Source organism: Kitasatospora sp. NBC_00315, from assembly GCF_041435095.1.
Lineage (GTDB): Bacteria > Actinomycetota > Actinomycetes > Streptomycetales > Streptomycetaceae > Kitasatospora.
In genome coordinates, this window is record NZ_CP108025.1 from 1491376 (window position 1) to 1514388 (window position 23013).

The 23013-nt window shown below is 75.6% G+C and carries 19 protein-coding genes and 2 riboswitches; of the genes, 10 read left to right on the forward strand and 9 right to left on the reverse strand.

Annotation, left to right across the window (positions count from 1 at the left end; genetic code table 11):
* Positions 1-93: riboswitch (ZMP/ZTP riboswitch) on the reverse strand.
* A 278-nt stretch (positions 94-371) separates the two neighbouring features.
* Positions 372-1001: a TetR/AcrR family transcriptional regulator gene (locus tag OG823_RS06225; protein WP_371478178.1), complete on the forward strand. Its 630-nt coding sequence runs from the start codon at positions 372-374 to the stop codon at positions 999-1001.
* Positions 998-1915: a diiron oxygenase gene (locus OG823_RS06230; protein WP_371478180.1), complete on the forward strand. Its 918-nt coding sequence runs from the start codon at positions 998-1000 to the stop codon at positions 1913-1915. The genes OG823_RS06225 and OG823_RS06230 overlap by 4 nt, the downstream gene beginning before the upstream one ends.
* On the opposite strand, the gene OG823_RS06235 is transcribed toward OG823_RS06230, so the two are convergent.
* The 4 genes from OG823_RS06235 to OG823_RS06250 all read right to left on the reverse strand — a co-directional run bounded on the left by OG823_RS06235 (position 1851) and on the right by OG823_RS06250 (position 5682).
* On the reverse strand, positions 1851-3005 hold the full coding sequence (locus OG823_RS06235; RefSeq protein ID WP_371478181.1) for a 2-dehydropantoate 2-reductase: 1155 nt from the start codon (positions 3003-3005) through the stop codon (positions 1851-1853). The genes OG823_RS06230 and OG823_RS06235 overlap by 65 nt on opposite strands.
* Positions 3006-3423: 418 nt before the next feature.
* Positions 3424-3822, reverse strand: a complete 399-nt coding sequence (locus tag OG823_RS06240) for a DUF2809 domain-containing protein (RefSeq protein ID WP_371478183.1) — start codon at positions 3820-3822, stop codon at positions 3424-3426.
* Positions 3823-3969: 147 nt separating this feature from the next.
* Positions 3970-4680, reverse strand: coding sequence for a hypothetical protein (locus OG823_RS06245; RefSeq protein WP_371478185.1), 711 nt, complete (start codon positions 4678-4680; stop codon positions 3970-3972).
* A gap of 36 nt (positions 4681-4716) precedes the next feature.
* Positions 4717-5682 (reverse strand): EamA family transporter, encoded by a 966-nt coding sequence (locus tag OG823_RS06250; protein WP_371478186.1) that lies wholly within the window; start codon positions 5680-5682, stop codon positions 4717-4719.
* Positions 5683-5939: 257 nt separating this feature from the next.
* Here OG823_RS06250 and OG823_RS06255 point away from each other — a divergent pair, with 257 nt between their 5' ends.
* Positions 5940-6401 carry a gamma-glutamylcyclotransferase family protein gene (locus tag OG823_RS06255; RefSeq protein ID WP_371478187.1) on the forward strand — a complete coding sequence of 154 codons (462 nt, stop codon included), beginning with the start codon at positions 5940-5942 and terminating at the stop codon, positions 6399-6401.
* A gap of 69 nt (positions 6402-6470) precedes the next feature.
* On the opposite strand, the gene OG823_RS06260 is transcribed toward OG823_RS06255, so the two are convergent.
* Positions 6471-7931 (reverse strand): catalase, encoded by a 1461-nt coding sequence (locus OG823_RS06260; RefSeq protein WP_371478189.1) that lies wholly within the window; start codon positions 7929-7931, stop codon positions 6471-6473.
* A 239-nt stretch (positions 7932-8170) separates the two neighbouring features.
* On the opposite strand from OG823_RS06260, the gene cbiE reads away from it, so the two are divergent.
* Genes cbiE through OG823_RS06275 form a run of 3 tightly spaced genes read left to right on the forward strand, consistent with a single transcriptional unit; the run spans position 8171 to position 10961 of the window.
* Positions 8171-9442: a precorrin-6y C5,15-methyltransferase (decarboxylating) subunit CbiE gene (gene cbiE, locus OG823_RS06265; protein WP_371478190.1), complete on the forward strand. Its 1272-nt coding sequence runs from the start codon at positions 8171-8173 to the stop codon at positions 9440-9442.
* Positions 9439-10200 carry a precorrin-4 C(11)-methyltransferase gene (gene cobM / locus OG823_RS06270; protein ID WP_371478191.1) on the forward strand — a complete coding sequence of 254 codons (762 nt, stop codon included), beginning with the start codon at positions 9439-9441 and terminating at the stop codon, positions 10198-10200. Before cbiE ends, cobM begins: the two co-directional genes overlap by 4 nt.
* Positions 10200-10961 (forward strand): cobalt-precorrin-6A reductase, encoded by a 762-nt coding sequence (locus OG823_RS06275; protein ID WP_371478192.1) that lies wholly within the window; start codon positions 10200-10202, stop codon positions 10959-10961. Before cobM ends, OG823_RS06275 begins: the two co-directional genes overlap by 1 nt.
* A 58-nt stretch (positions 10962-11019) precedes the next feature.
* Here the strand turns inward: OG823_RS06275 and OG823_RS06280 are convergent, their stop codons facing one another.
* Entirely contained in the window at positions 11020-12225 is a 1206-nt protein-coding gene (locus OG823_RS06280; protein WP_371478193.1) for a cobalt-precorrin-5B (C(1))-methyltransferase, read from the reverse strand.
* A gap of 313 nt (positions 12226-12538) precedes the next feature.
* Here OG823_RS06280 and OG823_RS06285 point away from each other — a divergent pair, with 313 nt between their 5' ends.
* The 3 genes from OG823_RS06285 to OG823_RS06295 all read left to right on the forward strand — a co-directional run bounded on the left by OG823_RS06285 (position 12539) and on the right by OG823_RS06295 (position 15321).
* Positions 12539-13675, forward strand: coding sequence for an LLM class flavin-dependent oxidoreductase (locus OG823_RS06285; protein WP_371478195.1), 1137 nt, complete (start codon positions 12539-12541; stop codon positions 13673-13675).
* Between the two features lie 138 nt (positions 13676-13813).
* The gene (locus OG823_RS06290) at positions 13814-14449 is read left to right on the forward strand and encodes a TetR/AcrR family transcriptional regulator (protein WP_371478196.1); all 636 of its coding nucleotides are present in this window, start codon (positions 13814-13816) and stop codon (positions 14447-14449) included.
* Positions 14446-15321 carry an SDR family NAD(P)-dependent oxidoreductase gene (locus OG823_RS06295; RefSeq protein WP_371478197.1) on the forward strand — a complete coding sequence of 292 codons (876 nt, stop codon included), beginning with the start codon at positions 14446-14448 and terminating at the stop codon, positions 15319-15321. Before OG823_RS06290 ends, OG823_RS06295 begins: the two co-directional genes overlap by 4 nt.
* 141 nt (positions 15322-15462) lie before the next feature.
* Here OG823_RS06295 and OG823_RS06300 read toward each other — a convergent pair whose 3' ends face one another.
* Genes OG823_RS06300 through cobG form a run of 3 tightly spaced genes read right to left on the reverse strand, consistent with a single transcriptional unit; the run spans position 15463 to position 18967 of the window.
* Positions 15463-17046, reverse strand: coding sequence for a precorrin-2 C(20)-methyltransferase (locus tag OG823_RS06300; protein WP_371478199.1), 1584 nt, complete (start codon positions 17044-17046; stop codon positions 15463-15465).
* Positions 17043-17669 carry a precorrin-8X methylmutase gene (locus OG823_RS06305; protein ID WP_371478201.1) on the reverse strand — a complete coding sequence of 209 codons (627 nt, stop codon included), beginning with the start codon at positions 17667-17669 and terminating at the stop codon, positions 17043-17045. The genes OG823_RS06300 and OG823_RS06305 overlap by 4 nt, the downstream gene beginning before the upstream one ends.
* Positions 17666-18967 carry a precorrin-3B synthase gene (gene cobG / locus OG823_RS06310; protein WP_371478202.1) on the reverse strand — a complete coding sequence of 434 codons (1302 nt, stop codon included), beginning with the start codon at positions 18965-18967 and terminating at the stop codon, positions 17666-17668. The genes OG823_RS06305 and cobG overlap by 4 nt, the downstream gene beginning before the upstream one ends.
* Before the next feature lie 77 nt (positions 18968-19044).
* Positions 19045-19170: riboswitch (cobalamin riboswitch) on the forward strand.
* 143 nt (positions 19171-19313) lie between these two features.
* Here cobG and cobN point away from each other — a divergent pair.
* Complete coding sequence (gene cobN, locus OG823_RS06315) at positions 19314-22952, forward strand: cobaltochelatase subunit CobN (RefSeq protein WP_371478204.1); 3639 nt, start codon at positions 19314-19316, stop codon at positions 22950-22952.
* Positions 22953-23013: the final 61 nt, after the last annotated feature.

A 23013-nucleotide genomic window follows, 5' to 3' on the forward strand; every position in this document is an offset into this window, starting at 1 on the left:
ACGGACGGCCCAGGCGCACGGCAGCAGACGTGAGACACGGAGCCGCTTCCCGATGGTTGAATCCATCCCTGCGCGCCAGTCGCGGCTCACCGGGATGCTACCAACGGGCCCGGGCGCTGCGCCCCGGTGATCTCACCATGCGGGCACGACTCCCCTCGCACCGCCGGCCGGAACCGGCAGGCCGGATCCGGCCGGTCCGCCTCGCCCTGCCGGCCGGCCCGGCCCTCCCGATCCCCGATCCGCCTCGCCCTGCCGGCCGGCCCGGCCCGACCGCCGCGACGACCCTCGGCCCGCCGGGCGCCCGCCGCTTCGGTCGACTGCGCCGCGCAGGGGTATTGATGAGGCGGTGAATCACTGCTTCACTTCTTGCCATGGCCTACCGAAAGACCCCGGCCGTCCAGGCCCGGCTCGACGCCCAGCGGGACGCCGTGCTCGCCGCCGCCACCGAGTTGCTCTCCGAACACGGTTACGCCGCCTGCTCGGTGGCGGCCGTCGCGCAGCGCGCGGGGATCGCCACCGGCAGCGTGTACCGGTCGTTCCCGAACAAGGCCGAGCTGGTGGCGGAGCTCTTTCGCAGCGTCGTCGGCCGTGAGGTCGCCGCGGTGCGGGCGGCCGCCGCCTTCGAGGGCGATCTGCCCGCCCAGGTCGCCTCGGTGATCGGGACGTTCGCGGGCCGGGCCCTGCGCAAGCCCCGGCTGGCGTTCGCCCTACTGGCCGAGCCGGTCGACCCCGAGGTGGACGCCGAGCGGCTGGTCTTCCGGCTGGCCTTCAGGGATCTGATCGCCGGTCTGATCGCCGAGGGCGTGGCCGCCGGCCGGCTGCCCGACCAGGACCCCCAGCTCACCGCGGCGGCCCTGGTCGGGGCGGTGGGCGAGGCGCTGGTCGGCCCGCTGGCCGACTGCTCGTCCGCGGCGGAGCTCGTCCCGGCGTTGTCGGCGTTCGCCCTGCGCGCCCTCGGTCACCCCACACCCTCGCCCGCACCCACCGGAGCCGACAGATGAGCGAAGCCACCTCCACCCGGACGGCCGACCGCGAGCAGAACGCCGAGCGGCTGCTGCGGGTCTCCGCCAGGCACTCCCACGACCCGCTCACCGAGATCGACTGGGACGCCCCGATCGATCCGGACCAGTTCGCCGTCCCGCCGCACCGGGTCTCGCTCTACGGGACCCCGCTCTGGGAGCGGATGACACACCGCCAGCGGGCGCAGCTGAGCGTCCACGAGCTGGCCAGCACGATCTCCGCGGGCATCTGGTTCGAGCTGATCCTGATGGAGGGTCTGGTCCGGCACGTCTACGCGAGCGACCTGACCACCAAGCACGCCCAGTACGCGCTGACCGAGGTCGCCGACGAGTGCCGGCACTCGACCATGTTCGCCCGCTACATCGCCCGGACGGGCTACCCCTCGGCCCGCCCCAGCCGCCGGGCGCAGCGGCTCGGCAACCTGCACATCCTGCTCAACGACACCACCATGACCTTCGCCGGCGCGATCTTCGTGGAGGAGTTCACCGACGCCCTGCAGCGCGAGATGATCCGCGACGAGAGCCTCCAGCCGCTGGCCCGCTCGGTGGCCCGGATCCACGTGATCGAGGAGGCCCGCCACATCGGGTACGCCAAGCCCGAGCTGGAGCGCCGGTGGGCCGCGTTGAGCACTCCGCGCCGGGCGCTGTTCCGGCAGGCCCTGGGCCTGCTGGCCCGGCAGTCGGTCTCCGAGATCATCCATCCCCGGGTGTACGCGTTGGCCGGCCTCGACCCGAGGGCCGCCCGGCAGGCGGCCGCCGGGAACCCGCACTGGCAGCAGGCGAAGACCGACTGGTCCCGCAAGGCGGTGGTGTTCTTCACCGACCTCGGGATCATCGACCACCGCTCGGCCCGCCAGTGGCGCCGGGCCTCCCTGCTGGCGGCCGCGCCCCGCTAAGCCCTGTCTGGAGTTGTGACCGGGCGGTGTCCGGTCGGCCACGGGCCGCCGCGGTCAGTTCGGCGAGCAGCTCCGGGCCGCTCCAGCGGCGGGCCGTGCCCGGGGCCGCCGCCTCGGCCTCCCGGACCAGCGCGATCAGCCGGGCGTTGGCGGGAGCCGGTCGGCCGTGGCGGGCGGCCAGCGCGACGATCTCACCCTGCAGCGCGTCGATCTCGGTGCCGCGACCGCGCTGGAGGTCCTCCCACATCGAGGAGCGGGCCTGCGCGTCGATCCTCAGCGTGGCTCCCGCCAGCCGGTGGAACAGCCGGTCGGGCAGGGCGAGCACCCGCGGCATCCAACCGGCCGGCACCGGGCCGAGCCGGGCGGCGGCGAGCCGGGCCGCCCGGAACGCACCGAGGGCCTCGTACTGGCAGAGCGCGAGGCAGGCACGGTAGTCGCGTCGGCCGAGCTGTTCGCGCAGCGGCAGGCCGGAGAGCGCGTTCACCGCGTTGTTGAGGTTCATCAGCAGCTTGGCTGCCTGCACGGCGGGCATGTCCCGGCGCAGCGTCAGATCGAGCCCGCCCGCCCGGGCCGCCCGCGCGAACGCGGCGCTCCGCCCGTCGACCCGCTCGGGATCGGCCTCCAGCATCACCTGCCCGCCGCTGCCCTGGTGGAAGGCCGCCGGAGCGCTGTGCACCACGTTGTAGGGGACCATGCCCGCCAGCACCCGGTGGCCGGCCAGCTCGGCCCGCAGCAGCCGCGCGTTGTGCAGCCCGTTCTGGAAGCTGAGCACGACCGCGCCGGGCGCCAGGTGCTCCGCGACCTCGCGGGCGGCGGCCACCGTGTCGGCGGACTTGACCGTCACCAGGACGTAGTCGGCCCCGGCCGCCGCGGCCGCCCCGGTGGCCGTACGAAGATCGCGGACCTCACGCCGGGCGGCGTCCGGACCGGTCAGGGTGAGGCCGCGCCGCTGGATCGCGGCCATGGCGTCCGGGCGGCCGATCAGCGTGACGTCGGCGCTCCGGGCGAGCATGCCGCCCAGGTGGCAGCCGATGCTGCCGGCGCCGAGCACGGCGATCCGCGGCCTCGCCGGGCCGGGGGTGGTGGACACGGTCTCGCTCCGCTCGGAGGGTTCGGGGCGGCCGGCGCCCGGCGGGCTGCTCGCCCTGCCGGGGCGCCGGTCGCGCGCTCGGTCGACAAGGTCGGGATCGGGGGCGGTGATCCGGCCCCACCGCGGGCGGGTCTGGAACCGGCCGGCCGCCGGTCTGCGCCCGGGGGGTCAGCGCCGTCCCGCGGTCGACGAGGCGGGGCCCGCCGGCGGCCCGGTCGACGGCAGCGTGGTGCTCACGGCGGCCCCGGGAGGTCGGCGACGGTGCGGACATCCGAAAGATACCCGGTCGGCTCGAACGCCGTTTCCCGGGGCTCCTGCTGACCGCCCTCAGCGCCGAGCACCCGGAGGACGCCACCGGCCCCCGGGCCGGCGCTCCCGCGCACCGGTGCCGTGACCGCAGCCCGACAGCGACGATCCGTCAGCCCGGAGCGGCAGCCGCCCGGTGCACCAGCCGGCCGAGCGCGGCGCCCGCGACGTACCAGAACAGGTCGGGGACGTTGAAGGTGGTGCCGAGGACGAGCCGGGCGAGGACGCTCCACCGGGACAGTTCGGCCGGGATCCCGGTGGCCTGGAAGAACTCCACCGCCCAGCTCACCCCCAGAGCGACCGGCGCGGCCCTCTCCGGCCTGACGCGCGGCGCGGCCAGCACGACCAACGCGTACACCAGCACGGTGTACAGCACGTCCCCGGCCACCTTGGCGCCCTCTCCCGGCAGGACTCCCCTGCTGCCCAGGCCCACCGCGACGGTCAGCGCCGCCGCGCCGAGCGCCGCGAGGCGCACTTTCAGAGCGCGGCCGTTCCGGCGGAGATCATCCATGCCGACAACCCTAGGGTCTTCGGACGCAGGGCCGGGTCGTCCTGCAGAACCGGCGCCGGGCGGTCGGGCGCCGGACCCGCGAGAGCTGCTCCGGCGTCCGCGCACGACCGCGACCCGGTGCCCCGGTGACCCCGGGTGGTGACAGCACTAGCCGGGGTACCACTCCCCCGGACCGAACGTCACCCCCGGGACGGCCGCGGCGTAGCGCAGCCGCTCCTCCTCCCGGGCGGCCAGCCGGACCGTCCAGCCGGAGCGGTCCGGCTCGGACCAGGCGACCGCCAGCAGCCCCTCGCCGACGTACTGCCGGGTGAACAGCTCCGGGCCGGGCAGCCGGTGCAGCGGGGTGAGCAGCCGGGCGCACCGCTCGGCGGTCAGCCCGGCCGCCCCGGCGCCGTACCGGGCGCCCTGGACGGACTCGTGCACGAGCAGGGCCGTCAGGAACTGCGAGAGCCGCAGGCCCTCGTGGTGCGGCTCCCAGTCGTCGCCGCCGCCCACCCAGCGCTGGTGGACCACCGGATCCCCGTCGCCGGGCTCGACCCCGAACTCCTGCGCGCCGAAGTCGTCCCCGCAGAAGGCGAGCAGCCCGCCGTCCTCGTACAGGTCCTGCGGCGCGACGATCCTGTGGTTGAAGAGCACCGGGCGGCCGTAGCCGGCGACGACGCCGTACCACTGCTCCAGTGCCGGTGGCAGGCGCTGCTCCGCCGGGCTGCCCCGCTCCGACGGCTCCGTCACCGGATCCGGCGCGCCGCCGGCCTCCGGCACGACCGCCGGCGGCCCGACCGGCGCGGGCCGGTCGGGCGGCCCGTACCAGTCGGCGAGGAAGCCCTCCGGGCCGGCGTCGTCGAGGAGTCGGTGCACGGGGTCAGTCTGCCGCCGCCGGCCCGCGGCGGCCGGTCAGCCCCGCCGCGCGGTGCTGACGACCAGGCAGACGGCCGCCACCACGATCGCGCCGCCGCACAGGATCGGCCCGGTGAGCGGCTCGGCCAGGACCAGCCAGCCGAGCAGCACCGCGACCACCGGGTTGACGTACGCGTAGGTGGAGACCAGCGTCAGCGGGGCGGACTGCAGCAACCAGGCGTAGGCCGTGAAGGCGACCAGCGAGCCGAACACCACCAGGTAGGCGAGGGCCAGCCAGGAGCGGGTGGAGACCTGGGAGAGCTCGAAGCCGTGCTGCTCACCGCGGGCCAGACCGACCAGCAGGCCGGCCAGGCCGCCGGCGATCATCTGGTAGGCGGCGGCCGCGAAGGCGTTCGGCGGCATGGCGATCCGCCCGGCCGCGAACGACCCGGCGGCCCAGGTGAGCGTCGCCGCGACGACCGCGATCACACCGGCCGGCGCGACGTCGCCGCCGAGCGCGGGCCAGGAGAGCACCGCGAGGCCGGCCAGGCCGAGCAGCACCCCGCCGAGCGCGGCCGGGTGCGGGCGCCGGCCTCCGAAGGCGAGCGGCAGCAGCACCATCCAGAGCGGGACGACCGCGACCAGCAGCGCGGCGAGGCCCGAGGGGATCGAGTTCTCGCCGAGCACCACCAGGCCGTTGCCGCCGGTGAGCAGCAGCAGGCCGACCAGCGCGGCCGAACCGAGCTGCCGGCGGGTCACCCGGATCGCGGAGCCGCCCTGGCGCCAGGCCACCAGGCCGAGCAGCAGCAGGCCGGCGACCAGGGAACGGGAGCCGGCCGAGAGGAACGACGGCAGCGTCTCCAGCACGATCCGGATCGCCAGGTAGGTCGAACCCCAGAGGACGTACACGATGGCCAACGCCGTCCAGACCGTCCCGCTCACCCGGGGGCGCTCCTCCAGGGAAGGCTGCGGCGCCGACGTCCCGACGGGGGTCGAGGGTCTCTGCGGGGCCGGTGCGGTCATGGGTGTCTCCCTGGAACGGTGCTGTACGACGAACGCCATGACACCGCACCACCGGCCTCTCGCGCCAGTGCGATTCCGGTCCGGACGGTCCGGAGCACGGATCCCGCTCCCGCTGCGGGCGCGGCCGGGACACCAGGTGCGGCCGGGGCCACGGGTACGACCGGTGCCACGGCCGCCACCACGGCTCCGACTCCGACCTCCGACCTCCGACCTCCGACCTCTACCGTGGCCCTCTGCCCAGCCCGAGGAGGCTCGCCGTGCCGCCCGATCCCCCTGCGTGTGGCCCCGGCCCGGCCGGTGCGCCCGCCGGGCTCCCCTTCTTCGTCTACGGCACGCTCCGCCCCGGCGGGCGCAACCACCCCGCGCATCTCGCCGGGCGGATCACCGCCGTCCGGCCGGCCCTGCTGCCCGGGGCCGCCCTGCACGCCGGCCCCGGTTTCCCGTACGCGCTGCCGGATCGGGATCGCCACGTATTCGGGGATCTCGTCACCGTCCGGCCCGACCTGTACCCGGCCGTGCTGCTCGCCCTGGACCGCCTGGAGGACTGCCGGCCCGACGGCTCCGGCGAGTACGTCCGCCACCGCCTGCCCGTACGGCTGACGGACACCGGCGCCGCCGTGGTGGCCTGGGTCTACCTGGCCGGCCCCGGAGCGGCCGCCCGGCTGCGCGCCCGGCCCGCGCCGATCCCCTCCGGGGACTGGACGCGGCGCGGCGGATGAGCCGGCCCGTCCGTGCCGGAGCCGCCCGCGCTCCGTGACGCGCGGGCGGCTCCGGTGGACTACGGCCGGTCAGCCCTTCCCGACACCGGCGGCGACCCGGTCGCCGAGATCCTTGTCGACGTTGCGCCAGTACTGGACGGCGCGCTCCAGGACGGGGGCGCTGACGCCGGCGAGCAGGTGCCCGACGATGTTGGAGACCAGCCGGTCGCGGGCCGCGTCGTCCAGCACCTCGCGGACCATGGTGCCCGCCTGGCCCCAGTCGTCGTCCTCCCGGTGCAGCGAGTACGCCTCCCGGACCATCTCGCCCGAGGTCTGCCAGCCGGCCGCCGGGTCGTCGTAGCGCTCCGGGGAGGCGGCCGGTCCGCCCTTGGAGTTGGGGGCGTACGGTGCGGCGACCCGGGCCGGCTCGAAGCGCATCGGGCCGTCCTTGGCGTAGGAGTGCACCGGGACGTGCGGCCGGTTCGGCGGCAGCTGGGTGTAGTTGGGCCCGATCCGGTACCGGTGGGTGTCGGGGTAGGAGAAGATCCGGCCGAGCAGCATCTTGTCCGGCGAGACGCTGATGCCCGGCACCACGTTGCTGGGCTCGAAGGCGGCCTGCTCGATGTGGACGAAGTAGTCCTCGGGGTTGCGGTTGAGCGTCATCCGGCCGACCTTGATCAGCGGGAAGTCGCCGTGCGGCCACACCTTGGTCAGATCGAACGGGTTGAACCGGTAGTCCGGCGCCGCGTCGAAGGGCATGATCTGCACGAACAGCGTCCAGGACGGGTTGTCACCGCGCTCGATCGCCTCGTAGAGGTCCTGGCGGTGCAGGTCCGGATCGGAGCCGGCGAGGCGGTCGGCCTCCTCCTGGGTGAGGAAGTCCACGCCCTGGTCGGTCTTGAAGTGGTACTGCACCCAGAACCGCTCGCCGTCCGCGTTGATCCACAGGTACGTGTGCGAGCTGTACCCGTTCATGTGCCGGTAGGACCTGGGAATGCCCCGGTCGCCCATCAGCCAGGTGACCTGGTGCGCGGACTCCGGTGACAGCGTCCAGAAGTCCCACTGCATGTCGTGGTCGCGCAGGCCGTTGTCCGGCCGCCGCTTCTGCGAGCGGATGAAGTCCTGGAACTTGATCGTGTCGCGGACGAAGAAGACCGGCGTGTTGTTGCCCACCAGGTCGTAGTTGCCGTCCTCGGTGTAGAACTTCAGCGCGAAGCCGCGCGGGTCACGCCAGGTGTCCGGGCTGCCCTGCTCACCGGCGACGGTGGAGAAGCGGGCCAGCATCTCGGTGCGCTTGCCGGGCTGGAAGAGTGTCGCCTTCGTGTACCGGCTGACGTCCTCCGTGGTCTCGAAGACCCCGTACGCGCCGGACCCCTTGGCATGCACCACCCGCTCCGGCACGCGCTCCCGGTTGAACTGGGCCATCTTCTCGATCACGTAGTGGTCGTGCAGCAGGATCGGGCCGTCCCGGCCCACCGTGAGCGAGTGCTCGTCACTCGCCACCGGGATTCCGGCGTTGGTGGTGGTGTTCGGGACCGCTGACTCGGACATGGTGCCCTCCGTTACGTGCTGAGGTACCCCCTCGCGAACCTAACCCGGTGGCGCGTGACCTGCATCTCGCCGGCGACGCCCCGGGCCCCCCACGCTCGGCTACCCCGGGTCCCGGCGGGCAACCGCACCGGCGCCGGCGGCGGTCGGCCCCGCCGTGACCGGTGCCGGGCGCCGTCCGGCCGCCCGGTACCGCCAGGTAGGCTGCCGCTGCCCCCTTCCGGACCTGCGAGGAGTCTCTGTTGGCCACCCCCGTCCCTGCCCCGGCGCCGACGGGCCCGCCGATCACCGTCGTCGGCATCGGCGCCGACGGCTGGCCGGGCCTGGCCGACACCTCCCGCGCGGCCCTGCGGCAGGCGCAGGTGGTCATCGGCGGCCCTCGGCAACTGGACCTGCTGCCCGCCGAGGTCACCGCCGAGCGCGTCCGGTGGCCCTCCCCGCTGCGTCCCGCCGTCGCCGGGGTGCTCGCCGCGCACGAGGGCCTGCGGATCTGCGTCCTGGCCAGCGGCGACCCGATGTTCTTCGGGATCGGCCGCACCCTCGTCGAGACCGTCGGCGCCGAGCGGCTGCTGGTCCTGCCGCACCCCTCCTCGGTGTCGTACGCCTGCGCCCGGCTCGGCTGGCCGCTGGACGCCACCGAGGTGGTCAGCCTGGTCGGCCGTCCGCCGGACTCCCTCACCCGGGCCCTCCACCCCGGCCGTCGGCTGCTGGTGCTCAGCGCCGACGCGCACACCCCCGCCGCGGTCGCCGCCCTGCTCACCGCCCGCGGGTTCGGTGCCAGCCGGCTGCGGGTCCTGGAACAGCTCGGCGGCCCGGCGGAACGCCGGTTGGAGGGCACCGCCGACGGCTGGCCGCACCCGGCCGGGGATCCGCTCAACCTGATCGCGGTGGAGTGCGCGGGCGGGCGCCGCGGATCGGTGGTGCCCGGCCTGCCCGACGACTCCTACGAGAGCGACGGCCAGCTGACCAAACGCCACGTCCGGGCCGCGACCCTGGCCGTGCTGGCGCCGGCGCCCGGCGAACTGCTCTGGGACGTCGGCGGCGGCTCCGGCTCGATCGCCGTCGAGTGGCTGCGCGCGCACCGCGACTGCCGCGCCGTCAGCATCGAGCGGGATCCGGTCCGCGCCGGACGGATCACCCGCAACGCCGCCGCGCTGGGCGTGCCCGGACTGCGGGTGGTCACCGGCCCGGCGCCCGCCGCACTGGCGGGCCTGCCCGCTCCCGACGCGGTGTTCATCGGCGGCGGGCTCACCGTCCCCGGCCTGCTGGAGACCTGCTGGGCGGCGCTCGCTCCGGGCGGCCGGCTGGTCGCCAACACCGTCACGCTGGAGTCCGAGGCGCTGCTCACCCAGTGGTACCGCCGTTGGGGAGGTGAGCTGCTGCGGCTCGCCGTGGCGCACGCCGTCCCGGTCGGCGGCTTCACCGGCTGGCGCCAGGCGATGCCCGTCACCCAGTGGTCCGCCGTCAAACCGCCGGCCGACCGATCCACCAGCCGTCCGGGAGAGCACTCATGACCGTCTACTTCATCGGGGCCGGCCCCGGCGCCGCCGACCTGATCACCGTGCGCGGCGCGCGGACCCTGGCGCGGTGCGGCGTCTGCCTGTACGCGGGCAGCCTGGTGCCGCGGGAGCTGCTGGCCGAGTGCCCGCCGGACGCCCGGCTGGTCGACACCGCACAGCTCGACCTGGACCGGATCATCGGCGAGATCACCACCGCCCACGCGGCGGGGCAGGACGTCGCCCGTCTGCACTCGGGCGACCCGTCCGTGTTCAGCGCCGTCGCCGAGCAGATGCGGCGCCTGGACGCGGCCGGCATCCCGTACGAGGTCGTCCCCGGAGTGCCGGCCTTCGCGGCGGCGGCCGCCGCGCTGAAGCGGGAGCTGACCGTGCCGACCGTCGGCCAGACCGTCATCCTCACCCGGGTCGCCAAGCGCGCCACCCCGATGCCCGAGGGCGAGGACCTGGCCACCCTCGGTCGCAGCCGCGCCCTGCTGGTACTGCACCTGGCCACCGCCTACGTGGACGACGTGGTCGAGGAGCTGCTCCCGCACTACGGCGCCGACTGCCCGGCCGCCGTCGTCGCGATGGCCAGCCGCCCCGACGAACTGGTGCTGCGCGGCACCCTCGCCGACATCGCCGGCCAGGTGAAGGCCGCGGGCGTGGTGCGCACCGCCGTGATCCTGGTGGGCCGCACGCTCGGCGCCGAGCAGTTCCGTGACAGCCACCTGTACTCGGCCGAGCGCGAGCGCCCGCACGAGCCCTGCGGCGCCTGATGGCCGTCGGCAGCGGCGAACGGCCGCGCCATGTGCTGATCCTCGGCGGCACCACCGAGGCCCGCCGGCTCGCCGCCGAACTCGCCCGGCGCGCGGACCTGCGGGTCACCAGCTCGCTGGCCGGACGGGTGGCCGAGCCCCGGCTGCCCGTCGGCGAGGTGCGGATCGGCGGCTTCGGCGGCCCGGCCGGCCTCGCCGAGTGGCTGCGCACCCACCGGGTGGACGCGCTGGTCGACGCCACCCACCCGTTCGCCGAGGTGATGTCGCGCAACGCCGCCCGCGCGGCGGCCGACACCGGCGTGCCGTTGCTCGCCCTGCGGCGACCCGGCTGGACACCCGCCGAGGGCGACCGCTGGCACCGGGTGGCCTCGCTCGCCGAGGCCGCCGACGCGCTGCCCGCCCTCGGCCGCCGGATCTTCCTCACCACCGGACGCCTCGGCCTGGCCGCCTTCGCCCACCTGACGGACCTCGACTTCCTGGCCCGCTCGGTGGACGCCCCGCAGCCACCGCTCCCGCGCCGCACCGAGATCCTGCTCGACCGGGGGCCGTTCACCCTGGAGGGGGAGCGCGCCGTGCTTCGCGCGCACCGGATCGAGGTGCTGGTCACCAAGGACAGCGGCGGGGCGGCCACCGCCCCCAAGCTCGGCGCGGCCCGCGAGCTCGGCCTGCCGGTCGTCGTCGTCCGCCGCCCCGAGCCCCCCTCGGGTGTGCCGGTGGCCGTGGACGTGCCGGGCGCCGTGGCGTGGCTGGCCGGCCGCTGAAGCAGGGCCGGGTGCCGCTGCCCGGGCTGCCGGTCCGGGGCGGGGCCGCCGGCGCGGGTCAGTGACCGCCCGGGGTGGTGGGCCCCAGCGGCTCCGCCCGGCCGACCACGGCGCCCTCCCGGTCGATGCAGATCACGTCGACGACGACCGGTGACCCGACCAGCACGTCGAGCGCGGTGGCCCGGGCTGCCCGCGCGACCAGGTCGCCGAGCGGCACACCGGCCGCCCGGCAGAGCTGGATCGCCTCCAGCGCCGTGTTGGCGTCGGCGACCGCCTGCACCAGCTCCGGCCCGGCGCCGCCGGTACGGGCCAGGGCGGCCAGCTGGCCCTTGTCGACCTGGGAGCGGGCCGAGTGCAGGTCGAGGTGTCCGGCGGCGAGCTTGGAGAGCTTGGCGAACCCCCCGGCGATGGTCAGCCGGGGCACCGGGTGGCGCTTGAGGTACTTCAGGACGGCGCCCGCGAAGTCGCCCATGTCCAGCAGGGCGTCCTCGGGCAGGCCGTGCACCGCGACCGCGACCTTCTCCGAGGTCGAGCCGGTGCATCCGGCCACGTGCGTGCGCCCCGCGGCCCGCGCCACGTCCACCCCGCGCCGGATGCTGTCGATCCAGGCGGAGCAGGAGTACGGCACGACGATGCCGGTGGTACCGAGGATCGACAGGCCGCCCAGGATGCCCAGGCGCGGGTTCCAGGTGGAGCGGGCGATCTCCTCGCCGTGGTCGACGGACAGCTCGACGAGCACGTCCCCGCTGCCGCCGTGGGCCGCCGCCACCTCGGCGACGGCGTCCCGCATCATCTGGCGGGGCACCGGGTTCACCGCCGGCTCCCCCACCGCCAGCGGCAGGCCCGCCTTGGTGACCGTTCCCACCCCCGGCCCGGCCCGGAACACCACACCGGCTCCGGGCTCGCCGTGCCGGACGGTCGAGCGGATCAGCGCGCCGTGCGTGACGTCCGGGTCGTCACCGGCGTCCTTCACCACGCCCGCCATGGCCCCGCCCGGCGTCGACTCCTCCACCGCCAGGGCGAAGGCCGGCTGCTGGCCCTTGGGCAGGGTGATCGTCACCGGGTCCGGGAAGGCGCCGGTGAGCAGCGCGGTGTAGGCGGCCTTGGTGGCCGCCGTCGCGCAGGCGCCGGTCGTCCAGCCGTGCCGGAGCCCGCTGCTCTTCAACTGCGCCGCCCGGCCACCGGGCGCGGCCACCTGCGCCTGCGCCGTCCCGCCGTCCGGGCGGCCCGCCCGCCCCTGCCCGCCGCCCGTGGACGTACCCATCGACGCCACCCGTTCCCTTCGCCCGTCCTGCCGCTCACCGGGCGGCCGGGGCGGCCGCCTCCGTCCATGGTCCCCTGTCGACCGGGCACCGTCCCGGTCGGGTCCGGGTCGGCCGCGGCCCGGCCGACGGGCGGGCACCGGTCGGGCAGGCAGGCAGGCAGGCGGGCGGGCGGGCCGAGAACGCGTCGGGGGCGGGGGCGGGCCGGGCGCCGCCCCGGGCGGATTCACACCGGCGCAGCACGGTGTTCGCACTCCTCGGCCACGCTGGAACGGGAGCGGACGCTCCGTCACCACCTCGGCCCGAGGAGCAACGATGACCATCGAACGCCGCCTTCACCTGGCCCTCTCGCTGGACGGCTTCGGGGCCCACCCGGCCGCCTGGCGGCGCACCTCGCGCACCCCCGAGTCGGCCTTCGGCTCCGGCGACCTGCACCTGGACGCCATCGCGCGGGCCGAGCACGGCCTGCTCGACTTCGTCACGCTGGACGACACCTGGCCGCTGCACGCCGAGCGCCCCGGGCGGGCCCGGGGCCGGCTGGAGGCCGCCCTGGTGCTGGCGGTGGCGGCCGCGCGGACCAGCAGGATCGGGCTGGTGCCGACCGCTCTCGCCAGCCGGCTCCCGGGCGAGGTGGCCGACCGGATCGCCACTCTGGACCACCTGAGCGCCGGCCGGGCCGGCTGGCGGCCCCGGGTGGACGTGACACCCGAGCAGTTGGCGCTGGTGCTCGCCGACCAGGGCGGCCCGTTCGTCGTCGAGGCCTTCGCCGGCGCGGACGAGTTCGTCCAGGCGGTTACCGGGTTCTGGGACAGCTGGGCGCCCGGCGCGTTGGTCGGTGACCGGGAGAGCGGGCGGTTCGCCGACCAGGAGCTGATCCGCCGGACGGACTTCGCCGGGCAGCGGGTACGGGCCTCCGGCAGCGCCGCCGTTCCCCGCCCGCCGCAGGGACGGCCGGTCACCGCGATCCTCGGACACGCCACCGTGCCGTACCGACTGGCCGCCCGGCACGCGGACGTCGCGTTCGTCACCCCGACCGACCGGGACGGGCTGATCGCGATCCGCGAGGAGTTGGAGGGGCTCCGCAAGGAGGCCGGGCGCACCGACGGCGACGGCCGCCTGTTCGCCGACCTGAACGTGGTGCTCGCCGGGACGCAGGCGGCGGCGCACCAGCGGCTGGCGGACCTCGACGGGCTCGACGGCGAGCCCTTCAGCAGTGACGCCACCACCTTCGCCGGTACGCCCGCCGAGCTGGCCGATCTGCTGGAGGACTGGTTCCGGGAGGGCGGCGCGGACGGGTTCCGGCTCCGCCCGGCGCTGCTCGCCGAGGACCTCGACGCGGTGGTGGAGGGCCTGGTCCCCGAACTCCGACGACGTGGCCTCTTCCGCACCGCGTATACGGCCGACACGCTCCGCGGGCACCTTGGCCTGCCGGCCGCGGAGCGCTCGGCGTAGCGACCCGGCCGGACCAGACCGGGCGCCGCCGCACGGGGACGACCCCGCGGCGGCGCCCGGTCGGGTCCGGCGCAGGGGACGGTCCGGCGCGGGCGGCCTTGACAGCGAGGGCGGCCTTGACAGCGAGGGGCATCCGGAATGAACATTCATTCCGTGGCCAGGAACTCCGACATCGCCCAGCTGCTCCTCGACAGCGCCGTCTCCCTCTTCGCCGAGCGCACCTACGAGGGCACCCAGATGCCCGCGGTGGCCCAGCGCGCGGGGGTGGGGGTCGGCAGCATCTACCGGTACTTCCCCAGCAAGGAGGCGCTCGGCAACGCCGCCTTCCAGTACGCCAAGCGCGGGCTGCTCGACCGGCTGACCGCCGCCCTCGCCCCGGACGGCGGGAGCGGGGAGGTCGGCGGCAGCGGCGGGGCACCCTCCGTGCGCGAGGAGTTCGGCCGCCTCTGGCTCGGGTTCACCCGGTACGCGGGCGAGCACCACGACGCGTTCGTGTTCCTCGAACACCAGCAGCACGACACCTTCCTCGCCCCGGAGAGCCTGGCGCTCTCCGCCGAGGTCGACGGCTTCGCCCGCGAGTTCATCGAGCGCGGGCAGCGCGCCGGCGAGATCCGCGACGGGGACGCGCGACAGCTGGTCGCCCTCGCGATCGGCGCGTTCACCGGGTTGGTCAAGCACCTGCGCCCCGGCGGCATCGCCCAGCTCTCCCCCGAAGCCCTGGCCACGGCGGAGGACGCCGTCTGGGATCTCCTGCACCGAAAGGCCACGTCATGAGCCACCCGAGGACCGCCCCGAAGAGCGTCCTGATCACCGGCTGCTCCACGGGCATGGGACGGCGGACGGCGCTCGCTCTGCACCGGCTCGGCCATCACGTCCACGCCACCGCGCGCCGCCCCGAGACGCTGGCCGACCTCGCCGCGCAGGGCCTCTCCACGCTCGCCCTGGACGTCACCGACGAGGGCTCCATGGCGGCGGCCGTCGCCCGGGTCGAGGCCGAGCACGGCGCGGTGGACCTGCTGATCAACAATGCCGCGTACGGACTGCACCTGCCGGTCGAGCTGGCCACCCCCGAGGAGGTGCGCCGGCAGTTCGACACCAACGTCTTCGGGCTGGTCCGGATGACCCAGCTGGTGCTGCCCGGGATGCGCCGGGCGGGCGGCGGGCGGATCGTCAACATCTCCTCCATGGCCGGCCGCTTCTCCCCGCCCGGCGGGGCGTTCTACCACGCCAGCAAGCACGCGGTGGAGGCGATCAGCGACTCGCTGCGGCTGGAGGTCGCCCCGTTCGGCGTGAAGGTGGTGGTGGTCCAACCCGGCCCCACCATCACCGAGTTCGCCGACACCGCGGTGAACACCATGCACGGCGGGGCCGAGCACTCCCTCGGCGACGGCGAGGACCCGTACGGCCGCTTCCGGGCCGAGCTCGCGGACATGTACGCCAACCGGACGTTCCGTCGCCGCAACGGCGCCGTCCCGGCGGAGACCGCGACCAAGGTGATCGTCCGCGCGGCCACCACCGGCCGCCCGCGCGCCCGCTACGCCATCGGCGCGCTGGCCCGCGGCACGATGATGGCCAAGCGGCTGCTGCCGGACGTCGCCTTCGACGCCGTGATGCGTTTCAACTTCCCGGTCGCGGCCGGACGGTAGGCCGCCCGCGCGGCGGCTCCGCCGGGCCACCGCAGGCCCGTACCGCAAGCGCGTACCGCAGGCGCGTACCGCCGCAGGCCCGGCGGGTCGCCCCCGGGGCGGACGAGTCGTCCGCCCCGGGTTCCGCCGGAGCGGGCCGCCTCAGACCTCCGGATAGCGGCGGGGCGTCCAGACCACCTGGGTGCCGTTGCCGCGCGTGACCGCCCGGGTCTGCGAGGAACCGATGAGCAGGATGGTGCGCATGTCGACCTGCGCCGGATCGAGGTCCGCCAGGCACACGGTGCGGACCCGCTCGGTGGGGCCGCCCACGTCGCGGGCCATCACCACCGGGGTGTCGGGGGCGCGGTGCTCCAGCAGCAGGTCACGGGCCAGAGCGACCTGGGTGGTGCGGGACTGCGAGCCGGGGTTGTAGAGCGCGAGGACGAGGTCGGCGGAGGCCGCGGCGGCCAGCCGCTCGGCGACCACCTTCCACGGCTTCAGACGGTCGGAGAGCGAGACCACGGCGTAGTCGTGCCCGAGCGGGGCGCCCGCCCGGGAGGCCGCCGCGTGCGCGGCCGTCATCCCGGGGACGACCCGCACCGGCACGTCGCCGTAGCGCTCCTCGCAGGCGACCTCCAGGACCGCGGTCGCCATCGCGAAGACGCCCGGGTCGCCGGAGGAGACGACCGCCACCCGGCGGCCCTGCCGGGCCAGGTCGAGGGCGAACTCGGCGCGCTCGGACTCGACCTTGTTGTCGGAGCCGTGCCGGCGCTGCCCCGCCCGCACCGGCACCCGGTCGAGGTAGGTGGTGTAGCCCACCAGGTCGTCGGCGGCGGCGAGTTCGCCGCGCGCCTCGGGGGTGAGCCAGAGCGGCCCGGCGGGACCGAGACCGACCACCACGACCTCGCCGACCCTGCCCGCGCTGCCCGCCCCGTCGGCCGCATCGGCCCCGTCGGCCTCAACGGCGGCTCCAACCGCAACCGGCGCCGGTTCGGCGGGCAGTCCGATCCGGCTCGGCAGCACGGCGACGGAGAAGTACGGGACGGTGTCGGGGTCGACCTCGGCCAGCGGGGCCGTCCGCTCGGCGTCCATGGTGGCGCGCTCCACGTACTGGGCGTCCGCCAGCCGGCCGGCCCGCTCCAGAGCCCGTCGCACGGCGGGGAAGGTCCGGCCGAGCTTCATGATCACGGCCGAGTCGGTGGACGCCAGGCGGGCCGCCAACTCCTCCTCCGGCAGCGTGCCGGGCAGGATGGTCAGCACCTCCTCGGCCTCCACCAGCGCCCGCCCGAGCCGGGCCGCGGCGGCGCTGACGGAGGTCACCCCCGGCACCACCTCGGTCGGGTAGCGGTGGGCCAGGCGCTTGTGCATGTGCTGGTAGGAGCCGTAGAAGAGCGGGTCGCCCTCGGCGAGCACCACCACGTCCCGGCCCGCGTCCAGGTGGGCGGCCAGCCGGGCGGCGGCCTCCTCGTAGAACTCGTCGATCGCGCCCCGGTAGCCGCCGGGGTGGTCGGTGGTCTCGACCGTGAGCGGGTAGACCAACTGCTCCTCTATCTGACCGTCCGTCAGATAGCGCTCGGCGATCGAGCGGGCGATCGAGCGGCCGTGCCGGGCACTGTGGTAGGCCACCACGTCGGCCTTGCCGATGAGTTCGGCGGCGCGGACGGTGACCAGCGACGGGTCACCCGGGCCCAGACCCACCCCGTAGAGCCGGCCGGGGCCGCCTGTCGTCGACTGAGGCTGCGTCACTCTTCTTCACTCGCAATCGCGTTGATGGCGGCGGCGGCCATGGCACTGCCGCCACGGCGGCCCCGGACCACCAGATGCTCCAGGGCGCTGGGGTGTTCGGCCAGGGCCTGCTTGGACTCGGCGGCGCCGATGAAGCCGACCGGGACGCCGATCACGGCGGCCGGGCGGGGCGCGCCCGCCTCGATCAGCTCCAGCAGCCGGAAGAGCGAGGTCGGCGCGTTGCCGACGGCGACCACCGCGCCCTCCAGCCGGGGCAGCCACAGCTCCATCGCGGCGGCGCTGCGGGTGTTGCCCATCTTCCTCGCCAGCTCGGGGACGGAGGGGTCGGAGAGCGTGCAGAGCACCTCGTTGCCGGCGGGCAGCCGCTTGCGGGTCACCCCGCTGGCGACCATCGAGACGTCACACAGGATCGGGGCGCCGGCGCGCAGCGCCCGGCGCGCGTCGGCGACCACGTTCGGGGACCAGAGCAGGTCCCGCACCAGGTCGGTCATGCCGCACGCGTGGATCATGCGCACCGCGACCTGGGAGACGTCGGCGGGCAGACCCGCCAGATCGGCCTCGGCCCGGATGGTGGCAAAGGACTCGCGGTAGATGGCCGCCCCGTCCCTCTCGTACTCGATCACTTCGTCCTCCGGGCCCGGGCCACTGCGTCGGGCATCTGTTGCGTTGTCGTTGACTGAGAGGCGGACGGAGCGTGCGGGCGGCGTACCGCCACCTCGTACCCGTCCCCCGTGGCGAGCACGTCCACCCACTCCCCCGCCGGGTGCCCGCACCGCCGCGCGCACCCGGACCAGTGCACGGGCAGCAGGCGCGCCCCGGGCCCGGCGGGCGGCCCGGCGGCCGCCAGCGCGCGCGCCGCGTCGCCGCGGACGTCCGCCAGCGACTTCGCGCAGCCCGGCGTCCCGGTGCAGGCCATCGCCAGCTCCCAGGGCGAGTGCGGATCCAGGCCCAGCCCGGCGGCCGACAGCCGCCCGGCCCACTCGCGGGCGCCGTCCGGCGCCAGTCCGGGCAGGACCACGCCGCGCCAGGGGGTCACCCGGAGCTCACCGGCGCCCTGCTCCGCCGCCCGGGCGAGCAGCCGCCACGCCCCGGCCGGCGCGCGCCCGAAGCGCAGGCCCGCCGAGAGCGCGTGCCGTCCGTCGGGCCCGGGCACCGGACCGGCCTGCGGCAGCGTCCCCGCGAGCGCCGGCAGCGGCGCGGCGACGAGGCCGGGCACGGTGAGCCGGGTGCCGTCCGGGTCCGCCTCGCGGATCCGCCAGGCCCCGGTGCCGGTGGCCCCGAGCAGCGCGAGGAAGGCCCCGGCGGCGGCCAGCGCCGCAGCGACGGCCTCGCCGGCCGGCACCCGCAGCGCACCGGTGGCACGGCCGAGGCGCAGGAGTGCCCCGCCGCCCGGCGCTGCGATCAATGTCACATCGGCGTCGAGCCCGGCGACGTCGCCCCGGCCGTCGTCGAGCGCGAAGAGGAATCGGCCGGAGAGGGCGGCGGACCAGTCGGCGGCGCACAGCGCCGCGTCCAGTTCGCGGGCCCAAATCGTCACGTCCGCAGACCCGTTGCCGTCGAGGCCGGCGAGCGGCGTGGCGACGATGTTGCGGATCCGCTCGTGCCGCTCGGAGGGCAGCAGTCCGGCCGCGCGCAGCCGGTCGCCGAGCTCCGGACCGCAGCCCTCGGACAGGCCGCGCAGTTGGACGTTGCCGCGCGAGGTGGTCTCCAGCCGGCCGTCACCGAGCGCCTCTGCGGCGTCGGCCAGCACATCCGCCTGACGGAACGTCAGGAGACCACCGGGCAGGCGTACTCGGGCGAGCGCGCCGTCGTCGGCCGTATGTAGGCGAAGGGCCCCCGGGCACGCGTCCTCGCGCGCCCGGCCGGGCCCGCCGGGGCCCGGTTCCGCGGGGTCGGGTGAGGGTGACATGGCCGCGAGCATACCCAGGAACCGCCCCGGGACTCTGTCCCGTGGATCACCTGTACCGCCTACTATGCTCCCGGGCGGATCCTTCGGGGTCCGCTCACGCCAGAGACGGCGCAAAGGGGAGGAAACCGGTGCAAACCCGGTGCGGTCCCGCCACTGTGACCACGGTTCACCAGCCGTGGGAGCCAGGAACTCCTGCCGTCCCGACTCCGCCTGCCCCCGGCAGGAGGTACCCCCACGGGGCGCGGACCCCGAGGAAGGCTCCACCTATGCGCCGCCGCACGCCTGTGCCCGGGCTCCCGCCCGCGGCCACGCCCATGGCTCTGCCCCTGCCCGCCCACGAGGCCGGGAGGGCCTTCGCGTGATCCTGCTTCTGTCGACCTCGGACACCGACCTGCTGAGCGCCCGCGCCGCCGCGGGACCGGTCCCCTTCCGGCTGGGCAACCCGGCCCGGCTCACCGCGGACGACCTCCCCGGCCTGCTGGAGGACACCGATCTGGTGGTCGTCCGCCTGCTCGGTGGCCGCCGGGCCTGGCAGGAGGGCCTGGACGCGCTGCTGGCCGGCCCCCGCCCGGTGATCGTGCTCACCGGCGAACAGGCGCCGGACGCCCAGCTGATGGAGCTCTCCACCGTCCCGGCCGGGATCGCCGCCGAGGCGCACGCCTACCTCGCGCACGGCGGCCCGGCCAACCTCGCCGAGCTCGGCGCCTTCCTCTCCGACACCGTGCTGCTCACCGGCCACGGCTTCGCCGCCCCGGCGTCGGCCCCCGAGTGGGGCCCGCTGGAGCGCACCCCGAGCGCCGGGAACGCCGACGGCCCGGTGATCGCGGTGCTCTACTACCGGGCCCACCACATGAGCGGCAACACCGCCTTCGTCGAGACGCTGTGCCGGGCCATCGAGGACAAGGGCGCCCGCCCGCGCCCGCTGTACTGCTCCTCGCTGCGCGGCGCGGAGGCCGAGCTGCTGGCGGAGCTGGGGCAGGCCGACGCGATCGTCACCACCGTGCTGGCGGCCGGCGGCACCCGCCCCGCCGACGCCTCGGCCGGCGGCGACGAGGAGGCCTGGGACGCGGGCGCGCTGGCCGCGCTCGACCGCCCGATCCTGCAGGCCCTCTGCCTCACCTGGTCGCGCGCCGCCTGGGAGGCCAGCGACGACGGCCTGTCCCCGCTGGACACCGCCACCCAGGTCGCCGTGCCCGAGTTCGACGGCCGCCTGATCACCGTCCCGTTCTCGTTCAAGGAGCTGGACGAGGACGGCCTGACCGTCTACGCCGCGGACCCGGAGCGGGCCGCCCGGGTGGCCGGCATCGCGGTGCGGCACGCCCGGCTGCGGTACATCCCGGCCGCCGAGCGACGGTTGGCGCTGGTGCTGTCCGCGTACCCGACCAAGCACGCCCGGGTCGGCAACGCGGTCGGGCTGGACACCCCCGCCAGCGCGATCCGCCTGCTGGAGCGGCTGCGGGCGGAGGGCATGGACCTCGGCCCGCTGGACGGCCCGGACGCCCTGCCCGGTCTCGCACCCGCGCCCGAGGGCGACGAGAGCCACGAGGGCGACGCGCTGATCCACGCGCTGATCGCGGCCGGCGGCTACGACCAGGACTGGCTGACCGAGGACCAGCTCTCCCGCAACCCCGTGCGGATCCCCGCCGCCGACTACCGCCGCTGGTACGCCGAGCTGCCCGAGGGCCTGCGCGAGCAGGTCGAGCGGCACTGGGGCCCGGCCCCGGGCGAGCTGTACGTGGACCGCAGCCGCAACCCCGAGGGCGACATCGTGCTGGCCGGCCTGCGCGCCGGGAACCTGCTGGTGCTGATCCAGCCGCCGCGCGGCTTCGGAGAGAACCCGGTGGCCATCTACCACGACCCGGACCTGCCGCCCTCGCACCACTACCTGGCCGCCTACCGCTGGATCGCGGCCGCCCGGGAGGACGGCGGTTTCGGCGCCGACGCCGTCGTCCACCTGGGCAAGCACGGCAACCTGGAGTGGCTGCCCGGCAAGACCGCCGCGCTCTCCGCCGACTGCGGTCCGGACGCCGCGCTCGGCGACCTGCCGCTGGTCTACCCCTTCCTGGTGAACGACCCGGGCGAGGGCACCCAGGCCAAGCGCCGCGCGCACGCCACCCTGGTCGACCACCTGGTGCCGCCGATGGCCCGCGCCGAGAGCTACGGCGACATCGCGCGCCTGGAGCAGCTGCTCGACGAGCACGCCAACATCGCCGCGATGGACCCGGCCAAGCTGCCGGCCGTCCGGGCCCAGATCTGGACACTGATCCAGGCCGCCCGCCTGGACCACGACCTCGGTCTGGACGAGCGTCCCGAGGACGACGGCTTCGACGACTTCCTGCTGCACGTCGACGGCTGGCTCTGCGAGGTCAAGGACGCCCAGATCCGCGACGGCCTGCACGTACTGGGCCAGGCGCCGGCCGGCACCGACCGGGTGAACATCGTGCTCGCCATCCTGCGGGCCCGCCAGATCTGGGGCGGCGTCAGCGCGCTGCCGGGCCTGCGCGAGGCGCTCGGCCTGGACGAGTCCGCACCCACCCTGGGCGCCGCCGACGCGGCCGAGGCGAAGGCCCGTGAACTGGTCGAGGCGATGGAGGCCGAGGACTGGGCCCCCGAGGCCGTCGAGAAGACCGCCGCCGGGCTGCCGCCGGCCGTCGCCGAGGTGCTGGACTTCGCCGCCCGCCAGGTCGTCCCGCGTCTGGCCGCGACCACCGACGAGCTGGACGCCGTGCTGCACGCGCTCGGCGGCGGCTTCGTCAAGGCCGGCCCCTCCGGATCGCCGCTGCGCGGGCTGGTCAACGTGCTGCCGACCGGCCGCAACTTCTACTCCGTCGACCCGAAGGCGGTGCCCAGCCGGCTCGCCTGGGAGACCGGGCAGGCGCTGGCCGCCTCGCTGGTCGATCGCTACCGGGCGGACAACGACGGCGCCTTCCCGCCCTCGGTCGGTCTCTCGCTCTGGGGCACCAGCGCGATGCGCACGGCCGGCGACGACATCGCGGAGGCCTTCGCGCTGCTGGGTGTGCGCCCGGTCTGGGACGACGCCTCGCGCCGGGTCACCGGCCTGGAGCCGATCGGGCTCGCCGAGCTCGGCCGCCCGCGCATCGACGTGACGCTGCGGATCTCCGGCTTCTTCCGGGACGCCTTCCCGCACGTGGTCAACCTGCTGGACGACGCGGTGCGCCTGGCCGCCCGCCAGGAGGAGGCGGAGGAGGACAACTTCGTCCGCGCCCACGTCCAGGCGGATCTCGCGGTGCACGGCGACGAGCGCAAGGCCACCGTCCGGGTGTTCGGCTCCCGCCCGGGCACCTACGGCGCCGGTCTGCTCCAGCTGATCGACAGCCGGGACTGGCGCACCGACGCCGACCTGGCCGAGGTCTACACGGTCTGGGGCGGCTACGCCTACGGCCGCGACCTCGGGGGCCGCCCGGCCCGCGAGGAGATGGAGACCGCGTACAAGCGGATCACCGTGGCCGCGAAGAACACCGACACCCGCGAGCACGACATCGCGGACTCGGACGACTACTTCCAGTACCACGGCGGCATGGTGGCCACCGTCCGGGCGCTCACCGGCAAGGCACCGACCGCGTACATCGGCGACTCGACCCGCCCGGAGAGCGTCCGCACCCGGACGCTGACCGAGGAGGCGGCCCGGGTCTTCCGCGCCCGGGTGGTGAACCCGCGCTGGATCGAGGCGATGCGCCGGCACGGTTACAAGGGCGCCTTCGAGATGGCGGCGACCGTCGACTACCTCTTCGGCTACGACGCCACCACCGGCGTCGTCGCCGACTGGATGTACGAGAAGCTCACCCAGGAGTACGTGCTCGATCCCACCAACCGCGAGTTCCTGGCGGGCGCCAACCCCTGGGCCCTGCACGGGATCAGCGAGCGGCTGCTGGAGGCGGCCGGCCGGGGGCTGTGGGCCGAGCCCGACCCGGAACTGATCGAGCAGCTGCAGGCCGCGTTCCTGGAGTCCGAGGGCGACCTGGAGGGCGAGGGCTGACCTCCGCTCCCACCCGGCTCCGCCGCCCCGACCCGCCGTGGTCGGGGCGGCGGCGTCGTTG